Raw genomic sequence first — 12,811 nt, 5'->3', positions numbered from 1 at the left:
CCTGATCCGTGATCGCGGCTGGTCTCCCAGCGGACTGACGCCCTCCGAATGGCCGTGGCTGCTCGGCGCCATTGCGTTCGGCGGCATCCTCGGGCCCGTGGCCCTGATGTTCGGCCTCACCCGCACCTCCGGCGCCACCGCGTCGCTGATGCTCAACCTTGAATCGGTATTGACCGCGTTGATCGCCTGGCTGGTCTTCAGGGAAAACGCAGACCGTCGTATCGTCCTGGGGATGATTGCGATTGTGCTGGGTGGCGTGGCGTTGTCATGGCCCCAAGGCGGCGCCGACAGTCACGATTGGATCGGGCCACTCGCGGTTGCCGTGGCCTGCCTGTGCTGGGGGATTGATAACAACCTGACACGCAAGGTGTCGGCCTCGGACGCGCTGTTTATCGCCGGCGCCAAGGGTTTGATCGCGGGTGTGGTCAATTGCAGCCTGGCACTGTACCTCGGCGCGCAGATCCCTGGCCTCGCGCAGCTCGCGCCGATTTTGCTGGTCGGGTTTCTCGGCTATGGCATCAGCCTGGTGCTGTTTGTGTTGGCGTTACGCGGGCTGGGCAGTGCGCGCACCGGCGCCTATTTTTCTACCGCACCCTTCCTCGGCGCCGCACTGGCCTTGCTGGTGCTGGGCGAGTCGGTGAGCGGCGCGTTCTGGATTGCTTCGGCGCTGATGGCTGCGGGGGTGTGGCTGCACCTGACCGAGCGCCATGCCCACGCACATCAGCATGAGGCGACGGAACACGGGCATCGGCATGTCCACGATGAACATCATCAACATGAACACGCGGTTGAGTGGGACCCGGCAACGCCGCACACGCATGTGCACACCCATAACCCGATCAAGCATAGCCATCCGCATTTTCCGGACATTCATCATCGGCATAGGCATTGAAGGCGTGTCCCGAGACTGGCGGAGGCCCATCAAGCCTGTTCCGCCACCACCCGATTACGACCGTTTTGCTTGGCCTGGTACAAAAGCTGGTCAGCCCTCTCAAGCACAGCGGATATCGAATCGCCACCGGGATGCCATAGCGCGACGCCCAGCGACACGGTGACATGCCCGACCGTCACAATGTTTGCTGCTTCGATCGAGGCACGCAATCGCTCGGCGACATCCGTTGCAGCTTGAAGCGAACTGTTGGGCAATAACAATACGAACTCCTCTCCGCCGACCCGGCAGGGCAAGTCGTTGGACCGTGAGTTCTGCTGCATGAGCTGTGCGATGGCCCTCAGCGTTTCATCACCCACACCATGACCAAACGTATCGTTCACACGCTTGAAATGGTCGATGTCCATGGAAACGACTGCGAACGTTTTGTCGGCGTCCTGCCAGCGCGACAGGATGTCCTGCATCGCTCGACGATTGGCCAGCCCTGTCAGCACATCAGTTTGTGCCTCCTGGTTTAGCTTGCCGATCTTTTCCTGTAGCAGGGTAGCGCCAAGCAGCAGTGCTCTGCGAATCTGCCAGCTTTCGAAATAGCGCGACGGGATTGCGCTGATGCGTTCGTAGCTGTCAGGCGAGTCCAGCCGTTTAGCGCAATCGGCAAGCCTGGACAATGGCGCCGAGATCCGTGCGCCCAACCACCAAATCAACACGATTCCGAACAGCGCCAGGGGCGCGATGCCCTGCGCCACCTTGGCCATGGTGTGTCGCAGAATGGCGTGTATGTTGTCGAGTGGCTGCTGCGAGATCACCCCCCAACCACTGCTGGGCACCCTGGCGAACCCCGCGAGCATGTCCACGCCATTGGCATCCGTCGCCTGCAACGTTCCCGCGTCCTGACTAAGTGCCGCGTCAACGATCAACCCCACTCCAGTGACGTTGCCGATGTGCTCGGGATCGGTGTGATAGATCACCCGGCGAGCGCTGTCGACGAGATAGACATGCGCCCCGTCCTTGCGCACATTGGTGTCCATCAGCGCCTGGAGCGTATTCCTCTGTTCAAGCTGGATACTGCCGCCTATCAGGCCCAGGTACTCTCCTTTCGCGTCGAATATGGGGTGGGAAATAAAGACCACCAGATTACCTGCGATGGACCTGAACGCGTTGCTGATGATCGGCGTGCGAAGGCTGAGAGGCTCCCGGTGTTGCAGCGCCAGCCCATCGAGATGGAGGTTTTCCGGAGCTGAGGCAACGATTGTTCCCCCCGCATCGGCGATCAACACGGAGTTAAAACTGGCGTCTTGCCCAAACAGTCGCTGGACTTCCTCCGCGAGTTCTTGCTTGTCACCAAACGTTTTGCCAATGACGACCGAGCCATATTTCAGTTTATCGAGGTCGGAGTTGAGTACCTGCTCCACACTCCGGGCGATCCGAGAGGCATAGGCCTTGTTCACTTCCAGCGCATTCTCGATCAATTCCTGCTTCTGAATCTTGAACGTCACCCAGAAACTGTTGCCCAGGGTTGCGATGGCCGAAAGCAGTACAAAGATAAGAATCAGAATGCGCAGGTTGAGCTTCGGCTTCGGTCGGGTGGTCATTTTACGCAGTCCGGATGGGCGGAAGAATTGCCAACGATTCGATGCAGGATGAATCCTCCTAGTTTTAGAAGGCACCTGATCGACCAGTTTTGGCCGAAAGCAGCCTGCTTAACCCGCATAGAAACCCATCTGCCAATTCTGAACCCGCCAAACAGTTGTGTCTGAAGGCAGACGGCAAAAAACACCGTCAGTCCCACATTGGGCCTATATGGCCTTTTTCAGCCAAAAAAACCACAAACCCCCGATTTTCTCTAGGAAAATCAGGGGTTTGTGTTTGTAGAATGTGGCGGCAAAGAAGAGACTCGAAACTACCCGCGAGCGCATTTTAGAGACAAGCCCCACGGCTTACAAGGGCTGCAGCCTGGTGGCATGTGTAGAAGTAGTCCCAAGGGTTAAACGCACCGGGTTGCAGAACACGGCCACTCTGGTTTCCGGAGCCCGAAAAAAGGCCCCCGCACCTGGCTTAGATGTGGGGGCCCGTTGAACATAAACGGCGTTATGCGAATTCGGCGTTCTATCTACCGTCAACCGCCGCAATATGCGTCCAGTCCAACGCTGCGGATCACCATCACCGCTGATACCAAGTACGCCCAGCAACCATAGTGCTCAAACTTTGAATCGACTGATCAGTACGCCAAACGACGCCGCCAGTCGCGAAAGTTCGGCGCTCGACGCATTGGTTTGATGTGCGCCCGCCGCTGTTTGCGTGGAAAGATCCTGAATATTGACCAGATTACGATCAACCTCACGAGCAACCTGAGCCTGCTCTTCAGCGGCACTTGCGATCACTAGGTTCTTTTCATTGATGATTGAAACACCCTCGGTGATTCGGTCAAGGGCCTGGCCAGCCTCAATGGACTGCGCCCGCGTATCGGCTGCCAGCTCTTTACTTTTATTCATCGCAAGGACGGCTTCTTCAGCTCCCGAACGAACCTGTTGCATCATCGACTCGATGTCCGCCGTTGATGCCTGGGTCCGATGGGCAAGCGCACGCACTTCATCTGCCACAACAGCGAACCCGCGACCCTGCTCACCCGCCCTGGCTGCTTCGATGGCGGCGTTCAGGGCCAGGAGATTGGTCTGCTCCGCAATGGCCCTGATCACCTCAAGTACTTTTGTGATCTCGTTGACACGGGTTGCAAGCACCTCAACCTTGCCGGTTGAGTTTGAAATCTCATCCGCCATCGTCCCAACAGAGTTAACGGCTCTGCGCACTTGATCACGCCCTTGCACAGCACTAAGGCTGGTTTGCTCAGAGGCTTCAGCGGCGCCTGCCGCATTTCGGGCAACTTCATCCACAGCCGCAGTCATTTCGTTCACTGCCGTTGCCGCTTGCTGAATCTCATCATTCTGCCGCGTCAGGCCGCGTGAGCTTTCCTCCGTGACAGCGTTCAGCTCTTCAGATGCAGAGGCCAGTTGGTCAGCAGCACTGCCAATCTCTTTTACAGTGATCCGCAGATTTTCCTGCATTTTACCCAGCGCACTCAGCAGTACACTGACGTCGTCTCGCCCACTGATTTCAATATGCTGAGAAAGGTCACCCTCCGCCACTTCCTCAGCGCTGCGTATAGCGATAGAAAGCGGTCGCGTAATCGAGCGTGTGATGATCATTCCCAAAGCGATGGCAGCCAAAAAAGCGACCATTACCCCTACGCCCAATATCCAGTAAGCACTCGTAGTGGCGGCCTCTGCCGCGTCTGCAGTCTCACCGCTTTGGCGATAGTTGGATGCAACAATGACTTGAAGGTCATCAATAGCGCCCTTGAAGGTCGGCGAAACCTGCTGCTGGAATAGCTGCGTAGCACCATCAAGGTCGCCCGCCGTCGCCAACGCGATTACTTTATTTGACCCCTGAACATAGGCGGGCCAGTCTTTTTCGAACTGATCACCGGCGACGCGCTCGTCATCGGCAAGAGGCGTTTGGCGGTATTCCTTGAAGAGTCGTTCAACGTCCTTCTGACTCTCGGACATGGATTGCACTGCGGCGTCAAATTTAACCGGATCTGCCTTGGAGTACTTAAATAGCAGAGCAGCATGCACAGCCCTGGAATATGCATAAGCACTCGCGCGCGCATTACCGGTGTTGTAAACAGACACCAGATTGTTGCTTACGATTTCATTCATTGTTGCTTTTAGTGTTGTGATGCCCGAGCGCCCTAAAAGCCCCACTCCCAATGTGATGATGGCACACACCACAAATGCAGAGATCAATCGTGTGGAAAGCTTGATGCTACGTAATGCGTCCATAGGACCCCCGACGAACTCTTAGTTGGCTGCCCCAAGAAGGCTTGGGCATTAACTATATTCGGCAAGATATCCGCTAACTTTAATCGTGGTCTCATTTTTATGAGCCCATACGTTAGCTAGCTAACTAAAGGCTTTAGCCACAATCGGCCACGTGGTGAGCTAAGCATGACCAGTCTGTGGAATAAGAACGCCGCCTGCGTATCCTGCCAGTGTCATCAGCAGGATCTATGGAACGACAATGGAAGCGCTTTTGGTGTTGTTAAGACATAGACCAGTAGTTTTGGGTCGAACTCAACCACTGACTCTACTTTCCGCACCAGAATAGAACGCCAGTCCCATATTGCTCCCATGACGTTACTTTTTGGACGCCAGAAACCACAAACCCCCGACTTTCACTAGGAAAATCAGGGGTTTGTGTTTGCAGAATGTGGCGGTGAAGGAGAGATTCGAAACTACCCGTTTGCAGTTTTCGAAACCAAGGCCCCCGGTTTACAAGGGCTGCAGGCCGGTGGTGCGCGCAGGATCTGTCCCATGGCAGTCCCATGGCTTAAATGCACCAGGTTGCAGAAAACGGTCACGACAGGCGTTTTGAACGATTTATGTTGAGGCATGGGAAAAAGGTAATTTTGGTAATGAGCTGTAAAAAACCGGATAAACCCTAAAAAATCAGTTAGTTGATATGATTTTATAGAGGTAATAATAGCGTAAGTAATAGGTTAGAAAATTACTTTCAGTACTAGTAATGCCAGTGAGCCGCCAAACCCAGTAAAATGGGGGCTTGAACAAAATATTACCTCTCTCGTTACCTAATATTACCCTCCAAGGTAATGGCTGAAAGCCACGCTCTACAAGGGCTCCGGCCCGTTCTGACCTGCCAATTACTAAAATCACCCTTTTCCCACCCCTCGCCTGAAAAAAAGCCGTCCGCCCACCGTTTCGGCGTTTTTTCCATACGCTATTGATTGGGACTGACAGCCTGAAATTGATGGTAATGCTGTGCAATGCCTCAGAGTGCTGGAAACCCCGATAGGCTGGGCCTCACAGTCGGTTTTGCGTAGGGTTCGACAGCAGTTGGTTGACCTCAGATATGAACGGTGCCGAAAACGAAAACACCACCTGCAGCCGGTTTTCACAACCTTAGTCCCCGTAAACTGGACACCTCGCCTGGGTGACCAGTCCCCTGACGCCCCGTGACATATGTGCAAGGCTACTGCACTTTTTTGCAAAGCCTTGCACTCTGTGCAATTGCGAAACATCCCCCAGACCCCGCAGCGGGCTTGGGCGGGAGCCGCGTTTGCAACCCACTCCCCGCTTGCACAAAAAAGGGACACAAAGCCCGTCGGCGGGAGGGGGATAAGTGCTTTTTCGCCTCGTTTTTTTTGCCGGACAAGAGACACGGCTCGGTGTTTCCGACATATGGGAGGGCTAACGTCCTGTTCAGGACAGAAAGTGCTTGATCAAATTTGATGGGTTGACCCATACTTTGAATGTAGCCACAACGTAGCTACGTTTCACCTCAGGGAGTGATATCATGAATGCATTGCTTAAAACCACTGACGTGCGTTGCCGCATTGACGAGGATTTGAAGGAGCGTGCCACTGCTGTGCTCAATGCCTGTGGGCTCAGTCTTAGTGACGCCATGCGTCTTTTCCTCCGCCAGGTTGTGACAACACAGGGATTGCCTTTTGAGGTGCGTGTCCCTTCGGAGAAGACCGCTCGCGCTATGGCGCAAGCGCGTGAAATTCGTCGCCAGTTTGATTCGATCGACGACATGCTAAGGGACGCAGATGGCGAAGCCGGAGAAGAAGCAAAAGCGCGCAGACCTGCCAAAGCAGTGCGCGCAAACATCTGAGTTCAAGAAGTCCTGGGAGCGCTATAAGCGCGCAGGGCTTCGCGATATGAACGAAGTACGTAATGTTATGGTGATGCTGTTTCTTGGACAGCAACTGCCCCCGGAATACTTAGATCATGAACTGAAAGGTGAATGGGCAGGCTTCCGGGAATGCCACATAGGGGGAGACTTTCTCCTGATTTATGATGTAGCCCATGCTGGCTTGGTGACGTTTGTAGACCTCGGCAGTCATGCCGAGTTATTTAAATAATTCAAACACATAGCAGAAATCCGCAGCTTGGCGGGTTTCTGCTATGTGTATATGCGCACAGGTAAGGCCGCGCTGTGGGATCAATTCTTACTTTGCCATTGCTTAATTGCTCCCGGCCTTTAGTTTCTGCCTCATTACAGAGTAAATTTTTTCTCCTACAGTTGGATCACTCAAAAGATTCTGAAGTGATCTCTCCAAAGCCGCTTTGTCCTCACAGTAAAACTCGAAATCTGAGGTACTTATTTGACATGGGTATCCATTAGAGTCAAACTTCCATTTAGCGATTTCACTTGGCGTTTTTGACTCGGACAATGGGTTTACAGCTGCTAAAAACTGGGAAACTGGTTTACTGGCGTCAGCAGTGGTGCTCACCATACCAATAAGATTTGAAAACGGCTGAGCCTTATTATAAATCCCAATCTCTAGTTTTCCTTCGGAAACCTGAGACAGCTGTTCATTCAAGACATCTATTACCGAGTAAATTTCCCGCTTGTTTTGCCCAGCTTGTTTCGCTGCTTCCAGCCCTTTATTAAAGGAAGTAATAAAGTCAACCATTTAGTTCACCCTTTCAATTGTTCCGTAGACCGGAAGGTGGTCGAATTTTGAGCTCGAACTTTTGACCAGTGCAGTATAGAGTGGAATCTCCACTATATGATCACACTCAGTTGCTAGCTTCCACTCCCTGGCTTCTATGAACGCATGTGAAAAAATCACTTGATCAAAGGTATGCCATCGAGTTATCTCGCCAGATTTATAGTAATAGCTTCCAGCAACTGGCTGATCATTTGTAACTTTGCACAGATATTTCCAAAACGGATTGTAAAACAAGTGCTCTCGTCTATGCACCAACTCTACATCTCTAGAGGCCATTACCTGCTGGCTCAGGGAATCATCAAAAGGCTCATCATTGTAATCACCAAGAAGAATCACAAAAGGATTTTTTACATCTTCAGCAATCACATCATTTATAGAGTCTCTCAATCTAATCCCAAATAAATGCCTACTAGCGTCATTTTTTGCACACCACAACCTGCTCGGCCAATGAGAGATAAAAATATGAAATAAAGATTCAGACCCAGCAACAAACAACTCTACCTTCTTGGCAATCTTTAACGTCGCACCGCCCTTTACACTCACAATATCCTTCGTTAAAGAGATAAGTATTTTCTCGCTATTGTAAATATAACAAACATCAAAACTAGATCTTCCGATAGAGGTGATTTCGCTACAGAACACATACCCTTCAAACTTACAAACTTCCGATACATATCGAAAGTCATCTTCCGACATTTCCCCAAGAGCAATAAAATCTGCACCATTAGCTCTAATTAAATACATAATTACAGAGCATGCGACATCTCTTTGTTCGGGTGTTGATCTACTTTTAGCCGACGGGGCCAGACTTGTATTCCACCAAGCAAAAGTAATTTGCTCGTGCGCTGCTGACGTCATTGAACCCCCTACCGTATTTAGACACCTTGACGAACTACGCCTTATTAACGGTTTCAGCGTATACAAGGTCGAAGGGTAGCATATGGCCCTCAAAAGGGACGAAGATGTCGCCATGCCCCCCCCTTTAAAACGTGATTGCCTTTAACTCTACCTCCATACCTTCAACCTGCATCGCAGCGTGACTAAATATGTCTGCATTGATAGGTGGCGGTGTAGACCCATGAGTGTGGCTGGCCAACTCGACGTTCATCTGTTGCACCAGTTCGAGCAAATCGCATAATACCTGCAGCACGTTCACCCCTTCTGATCCCACCCAAGTCTTGGGCGCCACCAGCCGTTGACTGACCCCCGCCACGCTTTTGCGTAGCCCCTTAATCCTTTCATCCATATCTCCGCCCACCGTGGCATTGTGCTTCTGCCCCACCACCAGGTTCAAGTCGCGCCCGGTTGCCTGATGCAGGTCGTCCACCGCCGCCAGGCTTGCAGATCCGCCCGACAGCAGCTTGAGCGCGCCCAGTGCCTCGATCGTCTTGATCCCGCCCACTGACTCGGTGGAATGGTCGTCCACCGTCCTGGTGTGATTCTGGAACGTCTCCGTGTTCCCCATCGCCTCTACTTCCCGCTCGATCGCCTTGTCCCGGATCTTGCCGTCAGTCTGGCGCAGCCAGTTGCCGTCAGCGTCGACACGCTGCTGACAGGCTTCGCTGTGCTGCCACACCTGGCCGATTCAACAAAGATGCCTTCGTGTATGACTCGACGAAAAACGAATACACATGCCCGGCGGGAGAAGCACTGATCTGGCGATTCTCCAGCGTTGAGAAAGGCATGAATATGCACTGCTACTGGAGTTCAAAGTGCCAGAGTTGCACCCTGAAAACCCAGTGCACGCCAAGCACAAATCGTCGAGTAAGGCGCTGGGAACATGAAGCTGTGCTGGAGGAAATGCAACGCCGGCTGAACCAAGCACCGGAGATGATGCGGGTTCGAAAACGGACTGTTGAGCATCCCTTCGGGACGCTCAAACAATGGATGGGAGCAACGCACTTCCTGACTCGAAAACTGAACGGGGTGAGCGCAGAAATGAGCTTGAATGTGCTCGCCTATAACTTGAAGCGGGTGATGAAAATCATCGGCACCGAAGGCTTGTTGAAGGCAATGGCGGCGTAAAAGCCCGGCTTTTACTGCCCCAAAGAGGTGCCAAAGCGCTTCATACGCGCTTTGAAGCGTTACCGGCGCTGATCCTGGTAAATAATCGGAATCGCCACGCCCACGAGCAATGGGCTGAAGCACGCACGATAAGAAAGAGTTTTTACACACTCTGGGCCAATAGCGGACGATGCGGCGGCCCGCTACGCGAAACTTCCAACTGGGATTTGAATCTACGTGCTCACTTGCTTCTGGGGAAAAATACTTTCATCTTTATGAATTTTTTATTACACAAGTTCAGTCAAGGGCCCTAGAAATTGTCTTTCGGTTTTACGAAGCACAACAGTAAGCCACTCCTTCAACCGTCGAGAGACTGTGCCATATGGATGTTTTTGACCCCGCACATCCGAACTCCCATCGATTGACCTCTATTCCGATCCGCGAAAGACATTACCGGGGCGAGAACCCTTATGCTTTGATAGAAGCGGTTATGAAGACCGTCCAAACATTGGACCATTACGGTGCATATCTGCGACACGAATTGCCTATCGAGACCAGGCTGAGCTGCCAAGTATCCAACTACGAAGGAGAAGTCTGCAATGGAGGGCATGAGCAGTTCATAAGCAACAGCGGTTGGTCGCCAGAAGTTCAGGCCGATGTCGATCAGGGGTTGGCAGCCATGGGAGCACTTGCCATCCAGACGCTGTTTCGAGAGGTGGCTCAACGCGTCAATATAGATGCCAAGGAGCTGGAGGCTGTTCGCGCTCGGGGAGGATTCGACCATCGGGACTTTGGCAAGGTCGACAATTGGATTGGCGACAAAGACAGCGAGTTTTACACGCTTAAACGAGAGACCGACTTTGCCGGTATGCATGCAGCGTGGCTGAGGTCGCTCGAATGTATCCAGTCAGTACCCGATCTCGAATGGAAATTCGTCATAGCCGGGGCCATCCAGGCCCAGACACTACGGGAGGCGCGCCTGCATGCAAAAGGACAGCGCGCAAGTGATTTTCTTGCTGATATCCGCAGCCAGGCGCCGCTGATCAAACCGTTTGAAGTCTATGTAGGAGAACTCGGTGCACGTCACAAGATTGCACTGAACGACTTGCCTACACGCAGTTGGCGAACCTGGCCTCAGGGTAGATTGATCTGGAGAGACGTGTTCGAAACTCGGCGACCGAGTATCTGGATTGGATTGCGTTACCAATGTTTTTTAACCGAGTTCATTACAGCTACTAACACACTCGTGCTCTATCGGTTAAAGAATCTCGGCCACGACGACATCGTCGAGATTGTTGGACCAGCAATAGGCCAGATCACTCTGGAACGCTGTGAAGAATAAATTCATGGCGATAGAAAAATGGACATCGCATCGTGACCCAAAAGCCAGAGGTCAATCCTAACTCCAGCGTTCTGAACTACGCACTGCCCTGCGCAAATGCTTGCTGACGTCGCAGGAACTTTCTGTTGTGCAACTGCTGTTTACCTGGTAGCACCCGCGACCGAAACGAGCAGTCAAGTCTTTTGTGTGTTCTTTATCCTGGCGGGGCCTCATCGCGTTGTTCATGGTGATGTCCTTATCGATAATGAGTAAGCATCATACGGCCTTTACTTCTTTCCCATGAGTGGCCGGCTCTGTGGATGACCGCTTTGGGTCGGTTTCAGCCGGTCGCGACAGGCAGAAATCGGCCAGAAGCGGTCACTTCGTATCACTCGAAATACTCGAAATGTCAGAGTCGTATAGAATACGAGCATCGCGAAAACCTTCAGCATTCTCTGCCACCCACATCCACAGTGGAATCATCCGCGCTAGCAGGCCCCGCCCCAGCTCGGATAATTCGTAGTCGACACGTGGCGGCACCTCGTTGTAATCCTCGCGTGTTACCAAGCCGTCTCTTTCCAACTGGCGCAAGCTACGGGTCAACATCCGCTGCGTCACGCCCCTCATGCGCCTGGCTATCTCCGCATGCCGCAGCCGTCCCGCCACACCTAGTGTGTGGACGATTCCCAGCGACCAGCGATTACCAGCATGGGTGAGAACTTCTCGCTTCAGACCATCATCTTCTGCGCTGAGCGCTTCGCACGCAGCTTGCGACTGCCTAATGATTTCTTCGTTATCCATTCGCCCCCCCCAGGATCACTCGTGTACCTACTTATGGGCAGGCTCCAATGGTGACAGGATAACTCTCCCTCACCTTGATCAGCACATTGGAGAAAACTTATGCAAACGCCAAAACCAGTGGAAACCGACAACATTCTGGTGCTGGGGGCCGGTGAGCTCGGTATGTCCGTGCTGCGCGAGCTGGCTAGGACTGCGCCAATCAAGAAGGATGCAGGCGTTCGTATTACGGTGCTTCTGCGTCCACCGGCGGCCGTGATTCAAGACGCGTCTAAAACGCACTCAATTGGAGAACTCCGTGGGCTAGGCATAGACATTTTGCAGGCTGACGTCATTAACGACTCAGTTGAGGAACTCGCCGAGCATTTCTCCCGATTCGACACAATCATCAGTTGCGTAGGTTTCATAGCCGGTGCAGGCACACAGCTCAAACTCACCCGTGCAGTGCTTCAGGGAAGCGTAAGACGCTACGTGCCGTGGCAATTTGGCGTGGACTACGACGTGATTGGCAAAGGCAGTGCGCAGGATTTATTTAATGAGCAACTTGAAGTGCGTGAGCTACTGCGTGCGCAGCGCGCCACCGAATGGATCATCATCTCCACCGGGATGTTTACAAGCTTCTTGTTCGAGCCAGCGTTTGGAGTGGTTGATCTGGCAAAAAATACAGTTCATGCGCTAGGCAGCTGGGATACTCAGGTCACCGTTACTACGCCAGAAGATATAGGGATGCTGACGGCGAAGATTGTGTTCGCCAAGCCTCGCCTCGCCAATCAGGTGGTTTTCGTTGCCGGAGACACCCTGACCTACGCACAGTTGGCGGATGCGGTTGATGCAACACTCAACCGAACGGTATCTCGCATCGAATGGAGCATTCCCAAATTGAAGGACGATCTCAATGCTGCTCCGAATGACCAGCTAAGCAAATACCGAGCCGTGTTCGCTGAAGGTAAAGGAGTCGCTTGGGATAAGAGCCTGACCTTCAACGCTGCAAACGGTATTGATTTGACGACGACGGCAGGTTGGATTGAGCAGAACCTGAAGTGAATGGGGCGGTCTCCCCGAGAGTGAGGTCGTGATTGTGTAAGTCAGCCAAGAGCAGCGTGAGGTCGATAGCTGTCACTCGCGCAGGGCGGCTATCGACCCAGGTTGTGTGAAAACGCGCTAAATACCTCGAAAACTGAGAGTCACAAGGGTTGCCTATGGAATCAGCGGACGGAAGCGCGAATTAGCTTAGTCAGTGACATAGAAGTTCGTAATGCCGTTT

The 12,811-nt window shown here is 52.9% G+C and carries 10 protein-coding genes and 3 pseudogenes; 6 read left to right on the top strand and 7 right to left on the bottom strand.

What is annotated here, in order from left to right:
- Positions 1-892 (top strand): DMT family transporter (locus L9Z73_RS15585; RefSeq protein WP_247402524.1); only part of this gene is annotated, 892 nt, incomplete at its 5' end.
- A 29-nt stretch (positions 893-921) separates the two neighbouring features.
- Here the strand turns inward: L9Z73_RS15585 and L9Z73_RS15580 are convergent.
- The 3 genes and pseudogenes from L9Z73_RS15580 to L9Z73_RS31510 all read right to left on the bottom strand — a co-directional run.
- Positions 922-2,481, bottom strand: coding sequence for a diguanylate cyclase (locus L9Z73_RS15580; RefSeq protein WP_247402521.1), 1,560 nt, complete (start codon positions 2,479-2,481; stop codon positions 922-924).
- Between the two features lie 606 nt (positions 2,482-3,087).
- On the bottom strand, positions 3,088-3,951 hold the full coding sequence (locus tag L9Z73_RS31515) for a methyl-accepting chemotaxis protein (protein WP_430624295.1): 864 nt from the start codon (positions 3,949-3,951) through the stop codon (positions 3,088-3,090).
- Positions 3,946-4,728 (bottom strand): annotated as a pseudogene (locus L9Z73_RS31510) (MCP four helix bundle domain-containing protein); the annotation flags it as partial. The gene L9Z73_RS31515 and the pseudogene L9Z73_RS31510, both read right to left, overlap by 6 nt.
- A gap of 1,531 nt (positions 4,729-6,259) precedes the next feature.
- Here L9Z73_RS31510 and L9Z73_RS15570 point away from each other — a divergent pair.
- Positions 6,260-6,580: a type II toxin-antitoxin system RelB/DinJ family antitoxin gene (locus L9Z73_RS15570; protein WP_247402515.1), complete on the top strand. Its 321-nt coding sequence runs from the start codon at positions 6,260-6,262 to the stop codon at positions 6,578-6,580.
- Positions 6,516-6,830 (top strand): type II toxin-antitoxin system YafQ family toxin, encoded by a 315-nt coding sequence (locus tag L9Z73_RS15565; RefSeq protein WP_247402513.1) that lies wholly within the window; start codon positions 6,516-6,518, stop codon positions 6,828-6,830. The genes L9Z73_RS15570 and L9Z73_RS15565 overlap by 65 nt, the downstream gene beginning before the upstream one ends.
- Before the next feature lie 102 nt (positions 6,831-6,932).
- On the opposite strand, the gene L9Z73_RS15560 is transcribed toward L9Z73_RS15565, so the two are convergent.
- From L9Z73_RS15560 to L9Z73_RS15550, 3 genes and pseudogenes are all read right to left on the bottom strand, one after another.
- On the bottom strand, positions 6,933-7,385 hold the full coding sequence (locus L9Z73_RS15560) for a hypothetical protein (protein WP_247402510.1): 453 nt from the start codon (positions 7,383-7,385) through the stop codon (positions 6,933-6,935).
- A complete protein-coding gene (locus L9Z73_RS15555) occupies positions 7,386-8,282 on the bottom strand; it encodes an endonuclease/exonuclease/phosphatase family protein (RefSeq protein ID WP_247402507.1) in 897 nt (298 codons plus the stop codon).
- Positions 8,283-8,406: 124 nt separating this feature from the next.
- Positions 8,407-9,003 (bottom strand): annotated as a pseudogene (locus tag L9Z73_RS15550) (hypothetical protein); the annotation flags it as partial.
- On the opposite strand from L9Z73_RS15550, the pseudogene L9Z73_RS15545 reads away from it, so the two are divergent.
- Positions 8,991-9,449 (top strand): annotated as a pseudogene (locus tag L9Z73_RS15545) (transposase); the annotation flags it as partial. The pseudogenes L9Z73_RS15550 and L9Z73_RS15545 overlap by 13 nt on opposite strands.
- Before the next feature lie 361 nt (positions 9,450-9,810).
- The gene (locus L9Z73_RS15540; RefSeq protein ID WP_247402505.1) at positions 9,811-10,770 is read left to right on the top strand and encodes a DMP19 family protein; all 960 of its coding nucleotides are present in this window, start codon (positions 9,811-9,813) and stop codon (positions 10,768-10,770) included.
- 357 nt (positions 10,771-11,127) lie between these two features.
- Here L9Z73_RS15540 and L9Z73_RS15535 read toward each other — a convergent pair whose 3' ends face one another.
- Complete coding sequence (locus L9Z73_RS15535) at positions 11,128-11,550, bottom strand: winged helix-turn-helix transcriptional regulator (protein ID WP_247402503.1); 423 nt, start codon at positions 11,548-11,550, stop codon at positions 11,128-11,130.
- Between the two features lie 99 nt (positions 11,551-11,649).
- On the opposite strand from L9Z73_RS15535, the gene L9Z73_RS15530 reads away from it, so the two are divergent.
- The gene (locus tag L9Z73_RS15530) at positions 11,650-12,591 is read left to right on the top strand and encodes an aromatic alcohol reductase (RefSeq protein ID WP_247402500.1); all 942 of its coding nucleotides are present in this window, start codon (positions 11,650-11,652) and stop codon (positions 12,589-12,591) included.
- The last annotated feature ends 220 nt before the right edge of the window (positions 12,592-12,811 follow it).

Origin of the sequence: Pseudomonas emilianonis (genome assembly GCF_023072625.1) — a bacterium.
Lineage (GTDB): Bacteria > Pseudomonadota > Gammaproteobacteria > Pseudomonadales > Pseudomonadaceae > Aquipseudomonas > Aquipseudomonas paraveronii.
This window is presented reverse-complemented; position numbering and strand designations above follow the sequence as displayed.

Bases quoted from the DNA above. Each gene is read 5' to 3' on its own strand.
- L9Z73_RS15580 (WP_247402521.1), bottom strand. From the start codon at position 2,481: ATGACCACCCGACCGAAGCCGAAGCTCAACCTGCGCATTCTGATTCTT.
- L9Z73_RS31515 (WP_430624295.1), bottom strand. From the start codon at position 3,951: ATGCAGGAAAATCTGCGGATCACTGTAAAAGAGATTGGCAGTGCTGCT.
- L9Z73_RS15570 (WP_247402515.1), top strand. From the start codon at position 6,260: ATGAATGCATTGCTTAAAACCACTGACGTGCGTTGCCGCATTGACGAG.
- L9Z73_RS15565 (WP_247402513.1), top strand. From the start codon at position 6,516: ATGGCGAAGCCGGAGAAGAAGCAAAAGCGCGCAGACCTGCCAAAGCAG.
- L9Z73_RS15560 (WP_247402510.1), bottom strand. From the start codon at position 7,385: ATGGTTGACTTTATTACTTCCTTTAATAAAGGGCTGGAAGCAGCGAAA.
- L9Z73_RS15555 (WP_247402507.1), bottom strand. From the start codon at position 8,282: ATGACGTCAGCAGCGCACGAGCAAATTACTTTTGCTTGGTGGAATACA.
- L9Z73_RS15540 (WP_247402505.1), top strand. From the start codon at position 9,811: ATGGATGTTTTTGACCCCGCACATCCGAACTCCCATCGATTGACCTCT.
- L9Z73_RS15535 (WP_247402503.1), bottom strand. From the start codon at position 11,550: ATGGATAACGAAGAAATCATTAGGCAGTCGCAAGCTGCGTGCGAAGCG.
- L9Z73_RS15530 (WP_247402500.1), top strand. From the start codon at position 11,650: ATGCAAACGCCAAAACCAGTGGAAACCGACAACATTCTGGTGCTGGGG.